Below are 20,127 nucleotides of genomic sequence, written 5' to 3'. Positions count from 1 at the left end.
GTAATGACAGCAAAGAAGCCGTTCGGTCTGCCGTCCGTGAAACTCGTTCTGCTTGCCGCCGTCGCCGGGGTCGTCGCCGGTGCGGCAGCGGTATACGTGAAGGAGATGGGGTATGGCAATGGCGTCCTTGAAATGGCCTCATCCGGACAATGCGAAACGGCGAAGGATCGCGCCGCGGCTTTGACACCCTTTGCCAAGGGTCAGGTCGCCGCCATGGCCGCGCCGCAGACGCCGATCTCGCTGCAGGACGTAGCCTTCAAGGGTCCGGACGGTCAGTCGCTCTCGGTGGGCAATTTCTCCGGCAAGACCCTGCTGCTTAATGTCTGGGCGACGTGGTGCGTGCCCTGCCGCGAGGAGATGCCGGCATTGAACGCGCTGGAGAAGAGCGTGGGCAGCGACAAGTTCGAGGTCGTGGCCGTCAATATCGACACGGGTGACGACGAAAAGCCGAAGGCGTTCCGCAACGATTACGGCATAGACAAGCTCGGCTATTATCGCGACAACACCATGGGCGTCTTCAATGCGTTGAAAAAGCAAGGTCTCGCCTTCGGCCTGCCGGTAACCCTGCTGATCGACGGCAAGGGCTGTCTCATCTCGGCCATGAATGGCCCGGCGGCCTGGGACAGTGACGACGCGAAGAATTTGGTGAAGGCTGCGGTCGCGTTGTGAGGCCGTTTGCGTGAAACCCGAGATTTGGAACTGAGCGAATACGGGGTCATCCTCGGGCAAGGCTGAGATGAGAGGCTGGAATAATCGCCCAGCCGATTCTCTGTTTGAAAATCGATCCCGATGACCCAATCTCCAGCCTACGCCCTGTCCGATGCATCAACGCTGCCCTCCATCCTAGTCCAGGCTGCGACCTTGATGGATGCCGGTCGTTATGAGGATGCAATCAATGTGTTCCTATCGGCTGGCGAGCTTGTCAGCCGTGAACCGATCGCGTGCAACACGCTGGGTTTTTTGCTGCTGAAAGTCGATAGGCCCCAGGATGCCATCTTGTGGTTCGAAACAGCACTCAGCCTCAAACCCGATTATGTGCATGCGATGTCCGGCCTTGGCATAGCATGTCAGGACGCCGGCGATTTTGCACGGGCGCTGTCGTGTTACGAGCGAGTGGTTGCCGCGCAGCCGGGCGATGCGGTCTCCTGGTATCATCAGGGAGTCGTGCTTCAGGAGCTGGGCCGATCGATCGAAGCGCTTTCAAGTCTCGAGCGGGCAATCTCCCTCAAGGGCGACTACGGTTTGGCTCTTTCCAAGCGCAGCCAGGTTCTCGAGTCGCTGCGCAATGTGCCGGACGCCATACAAGAAGCTTTGCGCAACTGCCATCAGTCGCCAGAGGACCCGACATCATGGGCACGGCTTGGAGATCTTCTTCAGAAATCCGGCGATTTCGATCGGGCAATAGCAGCCTATGACAAAGGATTGGCGCGTTTCCCCGAGGACTTTCGCTGCCTTTGCAACAAGGCGCAGGCGCTGGAGGCGACCGGACGCTGGCGTGAGGGCCTGGCCACGGCTCAACGGGCGCTGCGTGTCGATCCGACCGATCGCGAAGCGCTGATGCTTTGCGGAAAGTTTGAGCTCAAGCTCGGAAATCCGGCGGCTGCGCATATTTGTTTTCTGGCGGTCGCCGAGATGGGCGTGGTCCGCAACTATCCGGCGGCGAAGAAGCCTGCAAAGTTTCGCGTGCTCCTGCTCTTCTCACCCGAATCTGGCAATACGCCTTATGAGGATCTGATCAGAGACAGTTGCTTCGACACGGAAGTGATCTTCGTCTTGCGTGGTTATCGCAATGACCCGCGGGTCCGCAGCGATAAAGTAGATGTCGTCGTCAATCTCGTTTCGGAAACCGACTTTGGGCTTGATGTGATGGCATCGGCCATCGATGTCGCCGATTCCCTGCAGCGGCCGGTCGTCAATCACCCGCGGCTGATGCTGGCGACGGATCGCGAATCCATCTCGCGGCGTCTGAGTGCCGTCGCGAACGCGGTCATGCCGGCGACGCTTCGTATCGAGGCCAAAGACCTGCGGCGCCGGGTGCGCGACGGCGATACCGGCGCCTTTCCAATAATCGTGCGCCATACGGGCAAACATGGCGGCGATATGATGGAACTGGTGGAGGATGCCGATGCCCTGCTGGGCTTTGCCGAGGCGGCCGGAGAGCAGACCCTCTATCTGACGGATTTCGTCAACTACAGTTCACCCGACGGGCTTTTCCGCAAGTACCGCTTCGTCTTCGTGGGAGATGAGATACTTCCTTATCACCTGGCCATCGGCGATGGCTGGAAGGTGCATCATGTCTCGACGCGCATGGCCGACGTCGAATGGATGCGCAAGGAGGAAGAGGCCTTTCTCAACGACCCCGGCAGCGTCTTCGGGCCAGAGGGCATGGTCGCCCTCGATGCCATCCGCCGCCAGATCGGCCTTGATTATTTTGGTATCGACTGTTCACTCGATTCAGAGGGCAGGGTAGTAATTTTCGAGGTCAACGCGTCGATGCTGATTCACCTTCACAATGAGCGCTTTGAGTATAAGACGCCGCATGTGAAGAGAATCAAACAAGCGTTTGAGCTGCTTCTGGAGCGGCGAGCGCGCGAGTACCGCGCATCGGTTTCCGCAGCCGGCGCGCTATCGAATAATCTCTGAGTCAGTTACCGGCTCACCACCCGCCCTCGTGGTTCGAGACGGCCCTGCGGGCCTCCTCACCATGAGGACTGATCATCTTCACCCGACATAGCCTACTCCGACCTCATTCTGAGGTGCGCAGACCAAAGGCCGAAGCCTCGAAGGATTAAGGTCGGCCCCCAGGCTGCCGAAAAGATCAGCGCGTCGGAACGGGCGTCTCGCCGCGGTAATCATAGAAGCCGCGGCCGGATTTGCGGCCGAGCCAGCCGGCTTCTACATATTTCACCAGCAGCGGGCAGGGGCGATATTTCGAATCCGCCAGGCCGTCATGCAGCACCTGCATGATCGACAGGCAGGTGTCGAGGCCGATGAAATCGGCGAGCTGCAGCGGTCCCATCGGATGGTTGGCGCCGAGCCGCATGGCGGTGTCGATGGCATCGACGGTGCCGACGCCCTCGTAAAGCGTATAGATCGCCTCGTTGATCATCGGCAGCAGGATGCGGTTGACGATGAAGGCCGGAAAGTCTTCGGCCACGGTGATCGTCTTTTCCAGCGAGGTGACGAATTCCTTTGCGGCGGAGAAGGTCGATTCCTCGGTAGCTATGCCGCGCACCAGCTCGACCAACTTCATCACCGGCACGGGGTTCATGAAGTGAATGCCCATGAAGCGCTCCGGCCGATCGGTCGCCGAAGCGAGCCGGGTGATCGACAGCGATGATGTGTTGGTGGCGAGGATCGCTTCGGGCTTCAGGATCGGACAGACCTGCGCGTAGATCTTGCGCTTCACGGTCTCGTCCTCGGTTGCTGCCTCGATGGCGAGATCGACCTGGGCGAGGTCGTTGAGATCGGAGGAACCGGTGATGCGCGACAGCGCCGCCTTGCGGTCCTCGTCGCTCATCTTGCCGGAGGCGACGTGGCGGGCGAGGTTGCCGTTGATGGTGGCAAGGCCGCTCTCGATGCGATCCTGCGACAGATCGTAGATGTGAACCTTGTAGCCGGCCATGGCGGATACATGGGCGATACCGCAGCCCATTTGGCCCGCGCCGATAATACCGATCGTCTTCAGCGAACTCATTGCCCAACTCCCCGGCGGCGCGTTCTTGGTGGCGCGCCATGCTCTTCATCATAAATTTGCCGGACTATTCCTAGCCCGGCAAGATTGATAGCTCTATAAAGGACAATTTTCCAGTCTTTCGCAACTGCGAAAAGACCGATCGGCGCGATCACAGCGCCTTTTCGAGTTCCGGCAGGGCCTCGAAGAGATCGGCGACGAGGCCATAGTCGGCAATCTGGAAGATCGGGGCCTCTTCGTCCTTGTTGATGGCGACGATGACCTTACTATCCTTCATGCCGGCGAGATGCTGGATGGCACCGGAGATGCCGCAGGCGATATAGAGCTGTGGTGCCACCACCTTGCCGGTCTGGCCGACCTGCCAGTCGTTCGGCGCATAGCCGGCATCGACGGCGGCGCGGGATGCGCCGACGGCAGCCCCAAGCTTGTCGGCGACGGGAAGGATGACTTCCTTGAACTTTTCTGCCGAACCGAGCGCCCGGCCACCGGAGATGATGATCTTTGCAGACGTCAGTTCCGGACGGTCCGAGGTCGACAATGCATCGGCGACGAAGCTGGACAGGCCGGGATTGGCGACCGCCGGGATTGCTTCGATGCTGGCCGAACCACCGTCTGCGGCAGAGGCGAAGGAAGCGGTGCGCACGGTGATCACGCGTCTGGCATCAGTCGACTGCACCGTCTGAATGGCATTGCCGGCATAGATCGGCCGCTTGAAGGTATCGGCGGAGACGACTTCGATGATTTCCGAGACCTGGGCGACATCGAGCAAAGCGGCAACCCGCGGCAGCACATTCTTGCCGACCGAGGTGGCCGCCGTCAGGATGGTGTCATAGCTGCCAGCCAGGGACACGATGAGGGCTGCGAGCGGTTCGGCGAGATTGTTGGCGAGGCTGGCATCGTCGGCAACCAGCACCTTGGAGACGCCGGCAAGCTTGGCTGCCTGTTCGGCCGCAGTGTTGGCGCCCGCGCCGGCGACGAGGATGTGCACGTCGCTTCCCGTTCCCTGGGCAATCTGTGTCGCCGCCGTCAGCGCCTTGGCGGTCTGGTCGGAAAGGTGGTTGCTGTCATGATCAGCCAGAAGAAGAATGGCCATGGGTCTTATCCTTTACATTTGCTGAGTCCATGCTCTTGACCGAAAACCGGTACCCACTTTTCGGGAGCATGAACGGCCTCAGAGCACGCCGGCTTCGGTCTTGAGTTTTTCGACGAGCTCGGCCACCGACTTGACCTTGACGCCCGCCTTGCGGCCCGACGGTTCCTCGGTCTTCAGCACCTTCAGGCGCGGCTCGGTGGAGACGCCGAAGTCGGCCGGGCTCTTCTTGTCGAGCGGCTTCTTCTTTGCCTTCATGATGTTCGGCAGCGAGGCATAACGCGGCTCGTTGAGGCGCAGGTCCGTCGTGACCACCGCCGGCAGCTTGACCTCGATCGTCTGCAGGCCGCCATCCACTTCGCGGGTGACCTTGGCGCTTCCCTCACCGATCTCGATCTTCGAGGCGAAGGTTGCCTGCGCCGAGCCCAAGAGGGCCGCCAGCATCTGGCCGGTCTGGTTCGAGTCATCATCGATCGCCTGCTTGCCGACGATGATCAGGCCGGGCTGTTCGGCCGCGGCGACCCCTTTCAGGATCTTCGCCACTGCCAGCGGCTCGACCTGATCGTCGGTCTCGACCAGCACCGCACGATCGGCCCCCATGGCGAGCGCCGTCCGCAGCGTCTCCTCGGCCTTGGCCGGGCCAATCGATACCACCACCACCTCTTCGGCCTTGCCGGCTTCCTTCAGCCGCAGCGCTTCCTCGACCGAGATCTCGTCGAACGGGTTCATCGACATCTTCACATTCGCAAGCTCGACACCCGTGCCATCCGCCTTCACACGGATCTTCACGTTGTAATCAACCACCCGCTTCACCGGGACGAGAATCTTCATGGAAACCTTCCTTCAACACTGCGCTCAAGAACATGGCCTGTTCAGCGCCGCTCCGTTTGTCGAATGGCGACATGGATACGCGTTTTTCCCCCAATTTCAACGCTTCCATGCCGCAGAATGGCAAATTGCCTGAGGGACATAAATGACGTTTACGTCAACGTCAATATCGTTGAATGCTGTTAAAATAATTTGAGTCACTATCGATTCTTCCCCGGAACCCACAGCACATCGGCGCGCCCCTGATCATTTGCATGGCGGGCAGCGACGAACAGGAAATCCGAGAGGCGGTTGATGTATTTCAAAGCCGCGGGGCTAACGCGTTCGCCTTCGCTGCGTGAAAGCGCCACCGTCAGCCGCTCGGCGCGCCGCGCGACCGTGCGGGCAAGGTGGATATGCGCGGAAGCGGGGCTGCCGGCAGGCAGAATGAAGGAACTCAGCGGTTGGAGACCGGCGTTGAGCGCATCTATATCCTGTTCGATGCGCTGGACCTGGCCGTCAATGATACGCAGCGGCTCGTAAGAGAGCGGTTCGTCCGTTTCGGGCGTCGAGAGATCGGCGCCGAGGTCGAACAGATCGTTCTGGATGCGCATCAGCATGGCGTCGAGTTCAGGCATATCGGCGGTGTGCAGCCTGGCAACGCCGATGATGGAGTTGGTTTCGTCGATCGTGCCGTAGGCCTCGACGCGCAAATCATGCTTCAGCCGGCGGGGACCGGCAACGAGGCCGGTCGTGCCGTCATCGCCGGTCTTGGTGTAGATCTTGTTGAGCTTGACCATTGTGATCCCACCGTTAGGTCGGACGGCCGCCGCCGGTCAGCCACAGCGTCAGCATGATCAGGATGACCGCGATCGCCTGCAGCAGCACGCGAAGCTGCATCAACCGGTTGGAGAGATTCGGATTGTCGCCCTTCATCATATTGAGCAGGCCGCGAATGAGGACGATTGCGACCAGGCCCATGACGATGATGGCGGCGATATAGGTAATGGTAGACATTGCTTCGGGCCTTCGTCTTTCAATCCAACCGGCGCATCAGACGATAGAAAAGGTTAGCCGGCAACAGCCTTTTCAGAAGAACGCCCTGTTTTGCAGGCGTGGTCACAAGATAATGCGGGCGGGGATTTTTGGCGTTCAATGCGGATTTTAACACGTCATAGACCGCTTCGGGTCCCAATTTGTGCCGGTTGACCGGGCCTGTGCCATTCAGCCGCGCCAATTGCCGCTGGTATTCGACCGCATGAGCCGAATGTTCGAGATCGATATGCTCCTTGATCTTGGCGAGCGCATTGGCGGTAAAGCGCGTGGCGATCGGGCCGGGCTCGATCAGGCTGACATGGATGCCACTGCCCTGCAGCTCCATCCTGAGCGTGATCGTCAAGCCCTCCAGCGCGAATTTCGAGGCTGTGTAGGCGCCGCGGAAACGATAGGGGATCAGGCCGAGAATGGAGGAGACATTGACGATGCGGCCGTGGCCCCGCCTGCGCATCAGCGGGATTACCTGCCGCGTCAGCTCGTGCCAGCCGAAGAAATTCGTCTCGAATTGTTCGCGAAGCACATCCGTGGAAAGGTCCTCGACCGCGCCCGGCTGGCCATAGGCGCCGTTGTTGAACAAAGCGTCGATGCGGTCGCCGGTCCGTTCGCGCACGGTTGCGGCCAGAGCCGAGATCGTTTCCGGCTGGGTATAATCCATCAGCAGCGTTTCGATCCCCTCGGCCTCGAGTGAGGCGCGGTCCGCCTCCTTGCGCACGGTCGCGAAAACCCGCCAGCCGTCGGCCTTCAGCGCCCGGGCGCAGAAAGCGCCGATGCCGGAAGAGCAACCCGTGACGATGATGGTGCGTTGATCTGCCATGGAATGATTCCTGTACAAACGCGGAGACGTTTCCCATATTCAAGGACCCGACACAATCGACAACCGGCGGACGAGAACCGGGCTCAAGCGGAGATGGAATGCCGACATTCGTTCGTACGCTCTATAGGGTCGTCTACGACGCGGTGTTCCATTTCGTCGAGGATGACGGTTTCGCGATGGCAAGCCATGTGGCGCTTTCGACGCTGCTGGCCGTTTTTCCGTTTCTGATCTTCGGCACGGCGCTTGCGAGCTTCCTCGGCGCCAGCCAGTTTTCTTCGACGGCGGTGCATCTGATTTTCGATACCTGGCCGGAGGCGATCGCCAAGCCGGTGGCGGATCAGGTGGTGCAGGTTCTGACTATTCCGCGCGGCGGGCTGCTGACAATCTCCGTGCTGGCGGCGGCCTATTTCGCTTCCAACGGCGTCGAGGCATTGCGCATCTCGCTCAACCGGGCCTATCGCGTGCCGGAAAACCGGCCCTGGTATTTCAACCGTCTCGCAAGCCTCGGCTATGTGCTGATGGCGGTTTTGATCTTTGCCATGCTCAGCATCATGCTGGTCGCCGTGCCGCTGGTGCTGAACTATACGCGCGAGTGGGTGCCGCGGCTTGCCGATATCCTGGATGTGGTCTTCAGTTGGCGCATCTACGGCACCGTCTTCCTGTTGCTCGCCGGACTGCTGATCCTGCATCTGTGGCTGGCGGCGGGGCGGCGGCGGCTGTTCGATGTCATCCCCGGCGTGTTCCTGACCTTGCTCTTCTGGTCGCTCGGCGCGCTAATCTTCGCCTATTACCTTGCGACTTTCGCCAACTACACGGCCACCTATGCCGGTCTGGCCTCGGTGATGATTGTGCTCGTCTTCCTCTACATGCTCGCGGTGATCTTCATCCTCGGCGCGGAGTTCAATGCGGCGCTGATGAAGTTCAAGGTGCGGCGCATGCTCTTCGGCAAGGGAGCGGGTGCCCCCGAAGCGATTAGACAAGAGGCAGACAAACAATCAGAGGCCGATGCGGCGACGAAGCTCCGCCGATGACCAGCCCTGCCGGCGCCATTCGGCAATGCCGGTATCGCCCTGGCTCTTGGAGAGCTTCTTGCCGTCTTCGCCAAGAACCAGCCGATGGTGATGGTAGAGCGGCTGCGGCAGATCGAGCAGAGCCTGCAGCAGGCGGTGGACCGAGGTGGCGTGAAAAAGGTCGAGACCGCGCACGACATGGGTGACGCCCTGCGCGGCATCGTCGACGACCACGGACAAGTGATAGCTCGACGGCGCATCGGAGCGCGACAGCACGACGTCGCCCCAGGCGCCGGGATCGGCGGGGATTTCGCCCGTCTCGCCATCGCCGTTTTCATGCCAATGAAGCGGCGCCCCGACGGCGGCGATGGCTTTTTCCATGTCGAGCCGCCAGGCGTGCTTAAGGCCGGCGTCGAGCAGGCGCTTTCTCTCTGTGTCGCTGCGCAGGCGGTCGTCGGGGGGATAGAGCGGCGTGCCGTCCGGATCGCGTGGCCATGGGTCTCCCCGAGCTTCACCGGCTGCAACCCGTGCCTTCACCTCGCCGCGCGTCTGAAAGGCGGGATAGACGAGGCCGCGGGCGATGAGCGACTGCAGGGCGGTCTGGTAGGCCGGAAAATGCAGGGATTGCCGGCGCACCGGTTCTTCCCAGGTGAGGCCGAGCCAGGCGAGATCGGCAAATATGCCCGCTTCGAATTCGGGTGTGCAACGGGCCTGATCTATGTCTTCGATGCGCAGCAGGAAACGGCCGCCGACCTCTCTCGCCATGTCGTGATTGAGGATCGCCGACAGCGCATGGCCGAGATGCAGCGGGCCATTCGGGCTCGGCGCGAAACGGAATATCGGCTTTTGACGGGGAATCGCGATCATGCTTTCTTCTGCCACGAATTTTAATCCCGGACTACGAGAAGCCATGCACATCATCCGCGCTGAAGACGATATCAGGCAGGGGCTGGCGGCGCTGGTCGAGCTCGATCCGCGCCTGCGGCAGATTGTCTCCGAGGCGGGACCCGTGCCGCTGCGCCTGCGCGAGCCGGGCTTCGAGGGACTTGCCCATATCATCGTGTCGCAGGTCGTGTCGCGGGCGAGCGCCGATGCGATCTGGGGGAAGATGATCGCTGGGATGGGTCGGGTGACCGCCGAGGGCTATGTCGGCCTGGCGCTGGAGGCATGGCGAACCTTCGGCCTCTCGCGAATCAAGCACGAGACGCTTCACCGCGTTGCCGAAGCAGTTGCTGGCGGCAGCCTCGATCTTCATTCGCTGAGTGCCGAAAGCCCGGAAAAGGCGCTTTCCGAGCTTACTGCCATCAAGGGAATTGGTCCCTGGACGGCGGAGGTCTATCTGATGTTCTGCTGTGGTCACACAGATGTGTTTCCGGTCGGCGACGTTGCCTTGCAGGCAGCCGTCGGCATGGCGTTTGGGCATGATGTCAGGCCCCTGCCCAAGGCTTTGGCCCGGGAAGCGGCGGTCTGGATGCCCTGGCGCTCGGTCGCGGCCCGGCTCTTCTGGGCCTATTACGCCGTCAAAACCCGCCGCGACGCGCTGCCCATCGATTGATCGACTGCCCTCATAGATTGGCCGCTATGCACTGAATTTATTGGACTTCACAATCCTGTAACAACCGGCCTAATATACAGATACAGATGCCGAATCGATCAGGAGGGTTCCTTGACGATTGCAGTCTCACCGCAGTCCTTGCCAGCGCTCGTGCTGAACGCTGACTATCGGCCGCTGAGTTATTACCCCTTGTCGCTCTGGTCCTGGCAGGACGCGATCAAGGCGGTTTTCCTTGACCGTGTAAACATCATCGCTGAATACGATCAGTCGGTATCGTCGCCCAGCTTCTCGATGCGGCTGCCAAGCGTCGTCTGCCTCAAGACCTACGTCCAGCCCTCCCGCAACCCTGCTTTCACCCGGTTCAACGTCTTCCTGCGCGACCGGTTCGAATGCCAATATTGCGGCGCTCATGACGATCTGACCTTCGACCACGTCATCCCGCGCGCCCATGGCGGCGAAACGACCTGGGAAAACGTGGTGGCCGCGTGCTCGCCCTGCAACCTGCGCAAGGGCAGCAAGCTGCCGAAGCAGGCGGGCATGTTCCCGGCGCAGAAGCCTTATCAGCCGACCGTGCAGGACCTGCACAATAACGGCCGCCTGTTCCCGCCGAACTATCTGCACGATAGCTGGCTCGACTATCTCTACTGGGATACGGAACTGCAGCCGTAAAATTGATTGCCTGGGAAGCTCGGGCGAGTTCCGCTTTGCCGCGCTTATATGCACGGCACGTAGCTGCGGCAGCCGTTCGCTCGCCTGACAGATCTCAGTTCAATCAACCGGCCTTCTTCACGCCCATAAACGCGATCGCCGCCAGAATGACGCTGGCGATTACATTCCACCCGGCCATCGACAAGCCGAGGACGCGGAGTGCGGCTTCGGTGCAGGACGGACCTTTGATGGTGCTGAGTTCGTTCAGCAGGTCGCCGGCGTTCTGCGTCATGCTGCTGGCGGATGTAGAGCAGGTCGTCGGGCCGGCCCAGAAGTGCCATTCGACGCCGGCGTGATAGACGCCGATGCCACCGCCGACCACCATCATGATGCCGGCAATGGCCAGCAGCGCGCGGGTGATCCAGGAGGGCAGGCCGAGGGCTGCCGTCAGAGCGGCAGCGATCGCGACGGGAATGCCATAATAATAGGGCTGGCGCTGCTCAAGGCAGAGCGCGCAGGGAATATAGCCGCCGATATATTGGAAGCCGAGCGCCGAGCCGATGACGATGATCATGCCGATGGCAAGCAGCGCGGAATAGGTGAGGCCGGCGCGAGAAGTCAAAGTCTTAGACATGCAAGGGCTCCGTGCTCAGTGCGCCAGGACATAATGGAAGAGAATGTAGAGAAGAATGAGGACGGCGGCCGCCGCCATGGTGATCTGGCCGAGACGCTTCTCGATGAAATGCCGGATCGATTCGCCATAGCGGCGGAGCAGAAAGGCCAGGAAGAAGAAGCGGGCGCCACGGGCGACGATGGCCGAGATGATGAACAGGCCGAGATCGATATGGGCGACGCCGGAAAGGATGGTCACCACCTTGATCGGCGGCAGATGCGCCAGCCCCGAGGTGACGAGCAGCAGAACGACCCATCCGTAGGTGACGCCGGCGCTCATCTGGTTGAAGGCGTCGAGCTTGCCGTAGAAGATCAGGATCGGCTTGGCGATGGTCTCGAAGGCGTAATAACCGAACGCCCAGCCCGCAATGCCGCCGAGCACGGAGGCAACCGTCGCCGTCAGCGCATAGCGCCAGGCGCGTTCGGGCTTGGCAAGCGACATCGGCAGGAACAGGACGTCGGCGGGCACGAGGAAGATCGAGCTTTCAACGAAGGCGATAATGGCCAACCAAACTTCCGCCGATTTGCGACGGGCGAGCGACATGGTCCAGTCGTAAAGTCTACGAAGCATTCTGCCCCCTTTTGCTGCGTTGCACACCTTTAGGGGGGAGGATTATGGCTGTAAATGGTCGGGGGATGACGGAAGTGGAACAAAATCAAAAATTTTCGTGATGGTTGGATTTCGAAGGGTGCCGAATTTATTGCTGAGATGAGGGCACTCCATCTTAAAGATGGTTTAGTTTTCTCCCTATATGTCAGTCTCCACAACGTATGGTGGTTGGCGGCTTAGGAGGGCGAACGTGCCAAAGTGTAATAGATGCGGGCAAGACGTTTTCATCGCTTCGCGTGATGGATACTGTGGAGACTGTGAAGGTATTGTCAGGAAGCAGGAGAGGGAGCAGAGGCTTCAAGGTATAATATTGACGACATCTGTAGACGTGCCGAATAGAGATATCGAGAATATTCTTGGAATAGTTGCCTCTGAGGCCGCTATAGGTCAAAATTTTCTCAAAGATATTGGCAATAGTATTAGAGATATTGTGGGTGGGCGAAGCGGCAACGTACAGAATACACTTAAGCAAGCCCGGAACTCTTGTTTGGCCGAACTAAGACAGGAAGCGCTTGAACTCGGAGCCGATGCGGTCATTGCTGTGGATCTGGATTACAACGAGGCATCCACAGGAAGCGGTGGGGGCATTTTATTTGTGACAGCTAGCGGAACGGCAGTAAAACTCAAAAGCTAATTTGTCGCTTTCGTTAGTAGCCCGGGCTTAGAGTCACATTATCAAAATCTTTAGGTTTCGAGAGTGGTGCCCCATGCCGGAGTCGAACCAGCACTTCTTTCGAAACTCGATTTTGAGTCGAGCGCGTCTACCAATTCCGCCAATGGGGCAACGGATCCTGACGAGGCGGGTGTCTAACATGTGATTGGCCGGACGCGCAAGACGGGTTGCGAAGGAATGCGTCTTGTTTTCCGGGACTTGTCATTCGACCCATGGCGGCCCATGGCGGCAGCGGACGCCATGGGCCGTTTGTCTTTCAAGGGGCTGGCCTCAGTGCGCCATTGCCGGGGCCTTGTCCGTCGAGGTGGAGCGGCTGATCGTCAGCGCCAGGATTGCGGCGAGCACGCAGAAGGCGCCGGCGATGAAGAAGGCGGGCAGGTAGGTGCTGAGTTCGGTGCGCGACAGGCCGGCGCCATAGGCCGCTGTGGCGGCGCCGAGCTGGTGGGCGGCGAAGACCCAGCCGAAGACGAGGCCGGCTTTTTCGCGGCCGAAGCGGTCGGCGGCGATCTTGACGGTCGGCGGCACGGTGGCGATCCAATCGAGGCCGTAGAAGACGGCGAAGATCGACAGGCCGTAGAAGGTGAAATTGCTGAAGGGCAGATAGACGAGCGACAGGCCGCGCAGCCCGTAGTACCAGAAGAGCAGCCAGCGATTGTCGAAACGGTCGGAGAGCCAGCCGGAGCCGATCGTGCCGAAGAAATCGAAGATGCCCATGACGGCGAGCACGCTGGCGGCGGCCACCGGCACGATGCCGAAATCGCCGCAGAGCGTCACGAAATGCGTCTGGATCAGGCCGTTGGTCGAAAGGCCGCAGATGAAGAAGGTGGCGGCGAGGATCCAGAAGGTGGAGCTGGTGGACACTTCCTTCAGGATGAGGAGGGGCGAGGCCAGGGCTGCCTTGAGGTTCTTGGTGGCGGGCGGCGTCGGCGAGACGTGGATTTCACCGACGAGCGGCAGATTGACGTCGGCCGGCCGGTCTCGCATCAGCAGCAGCACGACCAGGGCTGCGACGACGATCATGCCGCAGACGAAGAGCACGGTGGTGCGCCAGCCATAGCGTTCCGTCAGCTCCGCCATCAGCGGCAGGAAAACGAGCTGGCCGGTGGCCGAGCTTGCCGAGAGCATGCCGACGACGAGGCCGCGATGCTTGGTGAACCAGCGCGTCGACACCGTGGCGGCGAGCACCATGGCGGTCAGCCCGGTGCCGAAGCCGATGATGATGCCCCAGCAGAGCAGCAACTGCCAGACCTGCGTCATAAACAGCGAGCCGATGAAGCCGACGCAGATGGTGATCAGCGCGAAGACGATGACCTTGCGGACACCGAAATGATTCATGAAGGCGGCGGCGAAGGGACCCATGAGGCCGAAGAGCACGAGGCGAACGGCAAGCGCGGAGGAGATGGACGAGGTGCTCCAGCCGAACTCGTCTTCCAGCGGCTTGATGAGCACGCCGGGCGCGCCCATGGCGCCGGCGGTGACGAGCATGGTGAGGAAGGTGGCGCCGACGACGACCCATCCATAGTGAATGTTGCGCCGGGCAAGCGTCGAAGCAAGGACTGTGGAGACCATGAGGAGCGTTCCGATAAAGTTGCGTGTCTTGCCATCAGGATCGGGAGGGCTGCAAAGGCGCTCGATCGCGGACGGCCAAGGGTGCCGTAGCCACGTTTAGCGCCCTGCCGTTCTCCCGGCTTGAACGTTTGTGTAAAGGCATTTAGATGATTGCGATCATATTTGTTGCGTATTGATGATGGTCGTCATATAAATTGTCAATACAGAATTATTGATGCTCTGATGGAGTTTTTTGATGAGAGTGAGCCGGGAGAAATTCGCGGAGAATCGCGAGAAGATCCTTGCCGTCGCAGGGGAGCTTTTCCGCGAGAAGGGTTTTGACGGCATCGGCGTCGCCGACATCATGAAGGCGGCCGGGCTGACGCATGGCGGCTTTTACGGCCATTTCGAATCGAAGGACGAGCTGGCTTGCGAAGCCAGCAAGGCGCTGGTGGCGCGTGCGCAGGAGCGTTGGCAAGGGGTGGTCGAGGGGGCGTCGGAGGCGCCGCGCGACGCATTGCTCGCGCATTATCTCTCGCATCGCAATGTCGTTGAGCATGGCACCGGCTGCGTCTTCGCGGCCCTGACGCAGGAGGTCAGCCGCTATGGTCCCGAAATGCAGTCCACCTTCACCAACGGCCTGATGGGAATGGCGGCAATCCTCGAAGAGATCACGCCCGGAGGAACGCAGGAGGAGCGGCGGCGCAAGGCGCTTGCCGATCTCTCCACCATGGTCGGCGCGGTCATCCTCGCCCGCGCCATGGATACGCCTGCGCTTTCCGAGGAGCTTCTGGCCGCAACCCGGCAGGAGCTCGCTTCGCGCTGAGGCGGCTGCTTCGATCAGCCACGGAAGGCGAGCAGGCCCTGGGATTCGACGATCTCCGTGATCTTGCCGTCGGGAGCCACTTCCAGCAGCTCGGCGCGCAACGCCGCCTCGAAATCGGCAAGCTTGTCGCCAAGCGCCTGCGGCGAGGTGGACGACATCGAGAAGACGCGGCCGACAATATCGTCGATATCCCTCTGATATTGGTTGACGATGCCGATGCGCTCGAGGTTGCGAAAGGGCGAGGCAAGCAGCATGGCCTCATGCGGCGCCCAGGCCTTGCCCTTGCGCAATAGACGCTCTTGATGGCGCTCCGGCGCAAAAGTTTCCGTCAGCTTGTCGACAATGCTGCGCCAATCCGGGGTCGCCAGCACCTGTCGATCGTGGAACAGCACGACCGCGCCACCGGGCTCGATCAGCCTGTCGAGGGCAGCGAGTGTCGCTGGGCGATCCATCCAATGGAAGGAGCGGCCCATGACGCAGAGATGCAGCTTGCCGATATCCGGCCCGAGATCATAGGACGAACCCTGACGCACGGTGATCTCGACGCCGGCGCTGCTGGCGCCCTCTTCGGCGGCGGCGAGCATTTCCGGTTCCGGGTCCATGGCAGTCACGGTCGCGCCCTCTAGCCGCGCAAAGGCGATGCCGAGCTGGCCGGGGCCGCAGCCGAGGTCCAGCACATGATCGCCAGCCTTCAGGCCGCTGCGCTCGGCGACGCGGGCGATAAGCGTATCCGGATAGGGGATGCGATAGCGCAGGTAATAGGCCGCGGTGGACTGGAAGCGCCGCGCGTTGAAAGGGACTGTGATCATGGATTGTCATCCTCGGGGCTAAGGAACCTTGACCTGTTAAGCCTCAACTGCGACCGACTAGTGAAGTAACTTTTGCGCGATTTCCCGCAGGCTCGAAAGCTTCGGCATTGTCTGCGACGCAACGCCACAGCGAAGGGCGGAACAAGGGTGCCGACTGCCGCCCAAACTACCCTTGGCGGCCAGAGCGGCGCTCGCAAATTGCCGCCTACGATTTTACCGCGAGTTTTACAGTAACGTACTTACACATTCGCGATCTTTGTGCCTCGATCGAGCTTCCGCGGTGCATCTCAGCACCGCGCGATATTGGTTCAACGTTCGACGGGAGACACATAACATGGCTTACGACGACCGCGAGAAATCATCATCCATCGACCTCAACAGCATCACGCGACGCAATCTGCTGATCGGATCGACAGCGCTTGCCGCCGGTGCAGCCACGGTGGCGAACATGGTCGGTTCCACAACGGCCAACGCCCAGACGACGACGCCCTCAAACAACCAGACGGCAGCATCATCCGACACGAAGCCGAACATCCTGGTGATCTTTGGCGATGATATCGGTGTTCCGCAGATCAGTGCCTATACCATGGGGCTTATGGGCTACCGCACGCCGAATATCGATCGGATCGCTGCCGAAGGGGCGATTTTTACGGATTCCTACGGTCAACAGAGTTGCACCGCCGGACGGGCATCGTTCATTCTTGGCCAGGAACCTTTCCGCACCGGCCTGCTGACAATCGGCATGCCCGGCGATCCGCATGGCATTCAGGATTGGATGCCGACCATTGCCGATGTCTTGAAAACCCAGGGCTACGCGACGGGTCAGTTTGGCAAGAACCATCTCGGCGACCATGACGAACATTTGCCGACCAATCACGGTTTCGACGAGTTTTTCGGAAACCTTTATCACCTCAATGCCGAGGAAGAACCCGAGGGTTACTTCTATCCGAAGGATCCGGAGTTTCGGAAGAGATTCGGCCCGCGCGGTGTCATTCACTCAAAGGCCGACGGCAAGATCGAAGACACAGGTCCGCTCACGATAAAACGCATGGAAACAATCGACGCAGAGTTCCTTTCCGCAGCAAAGGATTTCATCGATCGCCAGCATAAGGCCAATACACCCTTCTTCGTCTGGTTCAACTCGACCCGGATGCATGTTTTCACCCACCTCAAGAAGGAATCGCTGGGTAAGACCGGCAAAGGTATCCATGCGGATGGCATGGTCGAGCATGACGGCATGGTCGGCGAACTGCTCAAGCAGCTCGACGATCTCGGCATCGCCGACAATACCATCGTGCTCTACACGACCGATAACGGCGCAGAGATCGCTCTATGGCCGGATGGTGCCATGACCTCGTTCCACGGCGAGAAGGGCACGACATGGGAAGGCGGTTTCCGCATTCCGATGATGGTGCGCTGGCCAGGCGTCGTGAAGCCTGGGACGCAGATCAACGACATCGTCACGCTGATGGACTGGATGCCGACTTTGACCGCGGCAGCGGGCGTTCCCGATATCAAGGAAAAGATGAAGACCGGATTCTCCGCTGGGGCGAAGAACTTCAAGGTTCATCTCGACGGCTACGATCTGACGTCCCTCCTGAAAGGCGAGTCGGAAAAAACGCCGAGGGATACGGTCTACTATTTCGACCAGGGCGGAAATCTCAACGCCATCAGGTGGAATGATTGGAAGCTGAGTTTTGCGGTGGCGCACGGGAATATTGCAACCGGCGTGCGCGAGACGCCGGCCTGGGCCCTGATCGCCAATCTGCGGATGGATCCCTACGAACGAGGGCTAGAGGAAGGAGGCGGGGCGATCGAATTTCTGGCGCGAAACATCTGGCTGCTCGTGCCGATCCAGGGGAAGATCAAGGAGTTCTTCGCCGATTTCGATCAGTTCCCCTCTCAATCCGGCAGTTCGCTCAATGCGGGAGAGATCAACTATGCAATGTTGCGCCAGCAGGCGGCTATGAAACGGCTCAGTGAACTGGAAAGCTTGATGCCGCAATAAAGCTGGCTGTCATTCCCAGTCCCGCCATTGGGTCAGGCGTGCAGTCATGGAACGCGCGCCTGACCCATTCGGGATGCTTATTTAAATCCCGCAACCGCATGCGGGATATAGGGCGATTCCAGTGCTTCGATCTCCTCCGGCGTCAGCTTGACCGACAGTGCAGCGACGGCGTCGGCGATATGGCCTGGCTTGGAGGCGCCGATGATCGGGGCGGTGACGGCGCTCTTCTGCAGGATCCAGGCGGTGGCGACCTGGGCGCGGGCGATGCCCCGGGCCTTGGCGACGGCACCGACGGCTTCGACGACCTTACGATCGGCCTCGATCGCCTGTGTGTAGAGCGTCTTGCCGAATTCGTCGCTTTGCGTGCGCGCTGTCGCCTCGTCCCAGTCGCGGGTGAGACGGCCGCGGGCAAGCGGGCTCCAGGGAATGACCGCGATCTTCTGATCTTCGCAGAAGGGCAGCATTTCGCGCTCTTCCTCGCGATAGAGCAGGTTCACGTGGTTCTGCATGCTGACGAATTCGGTCCAGCCGTTGAGGCGCGAAGTGTAGAGCGCCTTGGCGAATTGCCAGGAATACATGGAGGAGGCGCCGATATAGCGGGCCTTGCCGGCCTTGACGATATCGTGCAGCGCTTCCAGTGTTTCCTCGATCGGCGTCGTATAGTCCCAGCGGTGGATCTGGTAGAGATCGACATAGTCAGTACCGAGGCGGCGCAGGCTGTTGTCGATCTCATCGAAAATCGCCTTGCGCGACAGGCCGGCGCCATTCGGGCCGGGACGCATGCGGTTGAATACCTTCGTTGCCAGAACGATATCCTCGCGGCGCGCAAAATCCTTGATGGCGCGGCCGACGATCTCCTCCGACGAGCCGTTGGAATAGGTGTTCGCCGTGTCGAGGAAGTTGATGCCGGCCTCGATCGCCTGCTTGAGCAGCGGGCGGCTGTCCTCTTCCTTCAGCGACCAGGCATGCGTGCCCTTGCCGGGATCGCCATAGGTCATGCAGCCCAGACAGATGCGGGACACTTCAAGGCCGGTTTTGCCAAGCTTTATGAAATCCATCGATAGTCTCCATCCTGTTTTGGATATTCGATAGGTTCCGCTCATGGGAGTGCAAGCGGATGAGCATCAAAACGCAGACTAGCAGAGCGAGTGGTCGCCGATTAATTCAATAATTTGCGATTGATTTAGAAGTCACGGGAAGACTCGATCCTAGCCCAGGCTGGGGATTGTCATATCCTGTCAATTCAAATGCATTTACTGGTTGTGTAACGATGGCGGTCCGATCAGTTCGAGGCTTCCCATGCGCTTTTCCGCTTCTTCCGAGACCGCCGTCCGCTTGCCGTCATTATCATTGGTCTACTTCTGGGACCTGCCGTTGTCATGGCCTATCTCGGCAGGGGGCGTATAGCGATATCCTATCTGCTTTTGACCAATCTTGTTGGTGCTCTGGCGGTGCTTGCCATGCCTCAGCTTGCATTGGTTACGGTTGCCGGTTTGGTAGCGGTTCCCTTTAATTTGATCGGCTGCATTCATGGCTATTGGCTGATGCGACGAGGAGCTGTTGCCTGGCAGCATCGCTGGTTCTCGCGTTGGTATAATATAGCCTTGCTTTTCTGGCTTTTACCCCTCGTCGTTGCGTTCACCATTCGCACATTCATTATCCAACCGTTTTCGATCCCCTCCGGCTCGATGATGCCTACGCTGATGCCCGGCAGCTATGCTTTCGTGACGAAGTTTAATTATGGCTACGGTCGCTACTCCTTCTCGTTTCGGCCCAATTGGGTGCCGCCGAAATTGTTCGGGTCCAAGCCGCAGCGCGGAGATGTTGTCATGCTGGTGCCTCCCACAACGCCAAATGTGGACTACGCGAAGCGTGTCATCGGGTTACCCGGTGACCGCGTCCAGATGAAAAACGGCATTGTTTTCATCAATGGACAGTCCGTACCGCGCGATGCCGAAGGTACTATCGTGTCACACTATAGTTTAGACCCTGGCGAATTCCCCGTTTTCGGCGAAGTATTGGACAATGGGGTTCGCTACCAGACCTTGGACGAATTGCCAAACTCGCGAGGCGACAACACGCGCGAGTACTCGGTGCCCGAGGGTTACTACTTCGTCTTGGGTGACAATCGCGACAATTCCAATGATAGCCGTTTCGATGTCGGCTTTGTGCCGGAGGCGAATATATACGGTAAGTTCTGGCTAGTGTTTCGCCCCGAAGGAGGATGGTCCTTCGTGCACTAGATACTTGCGGCCAGAGAGGGCGAGTAGCCGCAACTTAAATGTTTCCTTGAATCCCGGGGGCGAC

General features: G+C 59.9%; 22 protein-coding genes and 1 tRNA gene. 10 read left to right on the top strand and 13 right to left on the bottom strand.

What is annotated here, in order from left to right:
• Positions 1-3 precede the first annotated feature (3 nt).
• Positions 4-669 (top strand): thiol:disulfide interchange protein TlpA, encoded by a 666-nt coding sequence (gene tlpA, locus N2601_RS14800; RefSeq protein WP_104824518.1) that lies wholly within the window; start codon positions 4-6, stop codon positions 667-669.
• Positions 670-789: 120 nt separating this feature from the next.
• Positions 790-2,643, top strand: a complete 1,854-nt coding sequence (locus N2601_RS14795) for a tetratricopeptide repeat protein (RefSeq protein ID WP_260303175.1) — start codon at positions 790-792, stop codon at positions 2,641-2,643.
• A gap of 175 nt (positions 2,644-2,818) precedes the next feature.
• On the opposite strand, the gene N2601_RS14790 is transcribed toward N2601_RS14795, so the two are convergent.
• From N2601_RS14790 to N2601_RS14780, 3 genes are all read right to left on the bottom strand, one after another.
• Complete coding sequence (locus N2601_RS14790) at positions 2,819-3,697, bottom strand: 3-hydroxybutyryl-CoA dehydrogenase (RefSeq protein ID WP_104824516.1); 879 nt, start codon at positions 3,695-3,697, stop codon at positions 2,819-2,821.
• A 148-nt stretch (positions 3,698-3,845) separates the two neighbouring features.
• Positions 3,846-4,787, bottom strand: a complete 942-nt coding sequence (locus N2601_RS14785) for an electron transfer flavoprotein subunit alpha/FixB family protein (RefSeq protein ID WP_104824515.1) — start codon at positions 4,785-4,787, stop codon at positions 3,846-3,848.
• A gap of 78 nt (positions 4,788-4,865) precedes the next feature.
• Positions 4,866-5,615: an electron transfer flavoprotein subunit beta/FixA family protein gene (locus N2601_RS14780; RefSeq protein ID WP_104824514.1), complete on the bottom strand. Its 750-nt coding sequence runs from the start codon at positions 5,613-5,615 to the stop codon at positions 4,866-4,868.
• Here N2601_RS14780 and N2601_RS14775 point away from each other — a divergent pair.
• Entirely contained in the window at positions 5,614-5,748 is a 135-nt protein-coding gene (locus N2601_RS14775; RefSeq protein ID WP_260303174.1) for a hypothetical protein, read from the top strand. The two genes, N2601_RS14780 and N2601_RS14775, sit on opposite strands and share 2 nt — an antisense overlap.
• 64 nt (positions 5,749-5,812) lie before the next feature.
• Here N2601_RS14775 and N2601_RS14770 read toward each other — a convergent pair whose 3' ends face one another.
• From N2601_RS14770 to N2601_RS14760, 3 genes are read right to left on the bottom strand one after another with little or no spacing between them, the layout of a single operon-like run.
• Positions 5,813-6,391, bottom strand: a complete 579-nt coding sequence (locus N2601_RS14770) for a cob(I)yrinic acid a,c-diamide adenosyltransferase (RefSeq protein ID WP_104824513.1) — start codon at positions 6,389-6,391, stop codon at positions 5,813-5,815.
• Between the two features lie 13 nt (positions 6,392-6,404).
• Positions 6,405-6,608: a twin transmembrane helix small protein gene (locus tag N2601_RS14765; protein ID WP_104824512.1), complete on the bottom strand. Its 204-nt coding sequence runs from the start codon at positions 6,606-6,608 to the stop codon at positions 6,405-6,407.
• Between the two features lie 19 nt (positions 6,609-6,627).
• Positions 6,628-7,461, bottom strand: a complete 834-nt coding sequence (locus N2601_RS14760; protein WP_104824511.1) for an SDR family oxidoreductase — start codon at positions 7,459-7,461, stop codon at positions 6,628-6,630.
• Positions 7,462-7,559: 98 nt separating this feature from the next.
• Between N2601_RS14760 and N2601_RS14755 the strand changes: the two genes are divergently transcribed.
• A complete protein-coding gene (locus N2601_RS14755; protein WP_104824510.1) occupies positions 7,560-8,492 on the top strand; it encodes a YihY/virulence factor BrkB family protein in 933 nt (310 codons plus the stop codon).
• Here N2601_RS14755 and gluQRS read toward each other — a convergent pair.
• The gene (gene gluQRS, locus N2601_RS14750; protein WP_104824509.1) at positions 8,457-9,338 is read right to left on the bottom strand and encodes a tRNA glutamyl-Q(34) synthetase GluQRS; all 882 of its coding nucleotides are present in this window, start codon (positions 9,336-9,338) and stop codon (positions 8,457-8,459) included. The genes N2601_RS14755 and gluQRS overlap by 36 nt on opposite strands.
• 43 nt (positions 9,339-9,381) lie before the next feature.
• On the opposite strand from gluQRS, the gene N2601_RS14745 reads away from it, so the two are divergent.
• Entirely contained in the window at positions 9,382-10,026 is a 645-nt protein-coding gene (locus N2601_RS14745) for a DNA-3-methyladenine glycosylase family protein (RefSeq protein WP_104824508.1), read from the top strand.
• Between the two features lie 111 nt (positions 10,027-10,137).
• Entirely contained in the window at positions 10,138-10,695 is a 558-nt protein-coding gene (locus N2601_RS14740) for an HNH endonuclease (protein WP_104824507.1), read from the top strand.
• Positions 10,696-10,798: 103 nt separating this feature from the next.
• Here N2601_RS14740 and N2601_RS14735 read toward each other — a convergent pair whose 3' ends face one another.
• Together N2601_RS14735 and N2601_RS14730 are read right to left on the bottom strand one after the other, a co-directional pair.
• On the bottom strand, positions 10,799-11,308 hold the full coding sequence (locus N2601_RS14735) for a disulfide bond formation protein B (RefSeq protein ID WP_104824506.1): 510 nt from the start codon (positions 11,306-11,308) through the stop codon (positions 10,799-10,801).
• A gap of 15 nt (positions 11,309-11,323) precedes the next feature.
• Positions 11,324-11,917, bottom strand: coding sequence for a YqaA family protein (locus N2601_RS14730; protein WP_104824505.1), 594 nt, complete (start codon positions 11,915-11,917; stop codon positions 11,324-11,326).
• A gap of 229 nt (positions 11,918-12,146) precedes the next feature.
• Between N2601_RS14730 and N2601_RS14725 the strand changes: the two genes are divergently transcribed.
• Positions 12,147-12,590, top strand: a complete 444-nt coding sequence (locus tag N2601_RS14725) for a YbjQ family protein (RefSeq protein WP_245463902.1) — start codon at positions 12,147-12,149, stop codon at positions 12,588-12,590.
• A gap of 64 nt (positions 12,591-12,654) precedes the next feature.
• On the opposite strand, the gene N2601_RS14720 is transcribed toward N2601_RS14725, so the two are convergent.
• Both N2601_RS14720 and N2601_RS14715 read right to left on the bottom strand, forming a co-directional pair.
• Positions 12,655-12,739: transfer RNA gene (locus N2601_RS14720), tRNA-Leu, on the bottom strand.
• A gap of 160 nt (positions 12,740-12,899) precedes the next feature.
• Positions 12,900-14,198 (bottom strand): MFS transporter, encoded by a 1,299-nt coding sequence (locus tag N2601_RS14715; RefSeq protein ID WP_104824503.1) that lies wholly within the window; start codon positions 14,196-14,198, stop codon positions 12,900-12,902.
• A gap of 235 nt (positions 14,199-14,433) precedes the next feature.
• Here N2601_RS14715 and N2601_RS14710 point away from each other — a divergent pair, with 235 nt between their 5' ends.
• Positions 14,434-15,003, top strand: a complete 570-nt coding sequence (locus tag N2601_RS14710) for a TetR/AcrR family transcriptional regulator (protein ID WP_104824502.1) — start codon at positions 14,434-14,436, stop codon at positions 15,001-15,003.
• 14 nt (positions 15,004-15,017) lie between these two features.
• On the opposite strand, the gene N2601_RS14705 is transcribed toward N2601_RS14710, so the two are convergent.
• Positions 15,018-15,812 (bottom strand): class I SAM-dependent methyltransferase, encoded by a 795-nt coding sequence (locus N2601_RS14705; protein WP_104824501.1) that lies wholly within the window; start codon positions 15,810-15,812, stop codon positions 15,018-15,020.
• Between the two features lie 334 nt (positions 15,813-16,146).
• Between N2601_RS14705 and N2601_RS14700 the strand changes: the two genes are divergently transcribed.
• Entirely contained in the window at positions 16,147-17,820 is a 1,674-nt protein-coding gene (locus tag N2601_RS14700; RefSeq protein WP_104824500.1) for an arylsulfatase, read from the top strand.
• A gap of 77 nt (positions 17,821-17,897) precedes the next feature.
• Here the strand turns inward: N2601_RS14700 and N2601_RS14695 are convergent, their stop codons facing one another.
• The gene (locus N2601_RS14695; protein WP_104824499.1) at positions 17,898-18,878 is read right to left on the bottom strand and encodes an aldo/keto reductase; all 981 of its coding nucleotides are present in this window, start codon (positions 18,876-18,878) and stop codon (positions 17,898-17,900) included.
• A 321-nt stretch (positions 18,879-19,199) separates the two neighbouring features.
• On the opposite strand from N2601_RS14695, the gene lepB reads away from it, so the two are divergent.
• Positions 19,200-20,063: a signal peptidase I gene (gene lepB, locus N2601_RS14690; RefSeq protein WP_260303173.1), complete on the top strand. Its 864-nt coding sequence runs from the start codon at positions 19,200-19,202 to the stop codon at positions 20,061-20,063.
• The last annotated feature ends 64 nt before the right edge of the window (positions 20,064-20,127 follow it).

It is taken from the genome of Rhizobium sp. CB3060 (assembly GCF_025200735.1).
GTDB lineage: Bacteria > Pseudomonadota > Alphaproteobacteria > Rhizobiales > Rhizobiaceae > Rhizobium.
This window is presented reverse-complemented; position numbering and strand designations above follow the sequence as displayed.

What these genes read in the sequence shown, in the direction of transcription:
- tlpA (WP_104824518.1), top strand. Translation starts at nt 4, where the DNA reads ATGACAGCAAAGAAGCCGTTCGGTCTGCCGTCCGTGAAACTCGTTCTG.
- N2601_RS14795 (WP_260303175.1), top strand. Translation starts at nt 790, where the DNA reads ATGACCCAATCTCCAGCCTACGCCCTGTCCGATGCATCAACGCTGCCC.
- N2601_RS14790 (WP_104824516.1), bottom strand. Translation starts at nt 3,697, where the DNA reads ATGAGTTCGCTGAAGACGATCGGTATTATCGGCGCGGGCCAAATGGGC.
- N2601_RS14785 (WP_104824515.1), bottom strand. Translation starts at nt 4,787, where the DNA reads ATGGCCATTCTTCTTCTGGCTGATCATGACAGCAACCACCTTTCCGAC.
- N2601_RS14775 (WP_260303174.1), top strand. Translation starts at nt 5,614, where the DNA reads ATGGAAACCTTCCTTCAACACTGCGCTCAAGAACATGGCCTGTTCAGC.
- N2601_RS14780 (WP_104824514.1), bottom strand. Translation starts at nt 5,615, where the DNA reads ATGAAGATTCTCGTCCCGGTGAAGCGGGTGGTTGATTACAACGTGAAG.
- N2601_RS14770 (WP_104824513.1), bottom strand. Translation starts at nt 6,391, where the DNA reads ATGGTCAAGCTCAACAAGATCTACACCAAGACCGGCGATGACGGCACG.
- N2601_RS14765 (WP_104824512.1), bottom strand. Translation starts at nt 6,608, where the DNA reads ATGTCTACCATTACCTATATCGCCGCCATCATCGTCATGGGCCTGGTC.
- N2601_RS14760 (WP_104824511.1), bottom strand. Translation starts at nt 7,461, where the DNA reads ATGGCAGATCAACGCACCATCATCGTCACGGGTTGCTCTTCCGGCATC.
- N2601_RS14755 (WP_104824510.1), top strand. Translation starts at nt 7,560, where the DNA reads ATGCCGACATTCGTTCGTACGCTCTATAGGGTCGTCTACGACGCGGTG.
- gluQRS (WP_104824509.1), bottom strand. Translation starts at nt 9,338, where the DNA reads ATGATCGCGATTCCCCGTCAAAAGCCGATATTCCGTTTCGCGCCGAGC.
- N2601_RS14745 (WP_104824508.1), top strand. Translation starts at nt 9,382, where the DNA reads ATGCACATCATCCGCGCTGAAGACGATATCAGGCAGGGGCTGGCGGCG.
- N2601_RS14735 (WP_104824506.1), bottom strand. Translation starts at nt 11,308, where the DNA reads ATGTCTAAGACTTTGACTTCTCGCGCCGGCCTCACCTATTCCGCGCTG.
- N2601_RS14730 (WP_104824505.1), bottom strand. Translation starts at nt 11,917, where the DNA reads ATGCTTCGTAGACTTTACGACTGGACCATGTCGCTCGCCCGTCGCAAA.
- N2601_RS14715 (WP_104824503.1), bottom strand. Translation starts at nt 14,198, where the DNA reads ATGGTCTCCACAGTCCTTGCTTCGACGCTTGCCCGGCGCAACATTCAC.
- N2601_RS14710 (WP_104824502.1), top strand. Translation starts at nt 14,434, where the DNA reads ATGAGAGTGAGCCGGGAGAAATTCGCGGAGAATCGCGAGAAGATCCTT.
- N2601_RS14705 (WP_104824501.1), bottom strand. Translation starts at nt 15,812, where the DNA reads ATGATCACAGTCCCTTTCAACGCGCGGCGCTTCCAGTCCACCGCGGCC.
- N2601_RS14700 (WP_104824500.1), top strand. Translation starts at nt 16,147, where the DNA reads ATGGCTTACGACGACCGCGAGAAATCATCATCCATCGACCTCAACAGC.
- N2601_RS14695 (WP_104824499.1), bottom strand. Translation starts at nt 18,878, where the DNA reads ATGGATTTCATAAAGCTTGGCAAAACCGGCCTTGAAGTGTCCCGCATC.
- lepB (WP_260303173.1), top strand. Translation starts at nt 19,200, where the DNA reads ATGGCCTATCTCGGCAGGGGGCGTATAGCGATATCCTATCTGCTTTTG.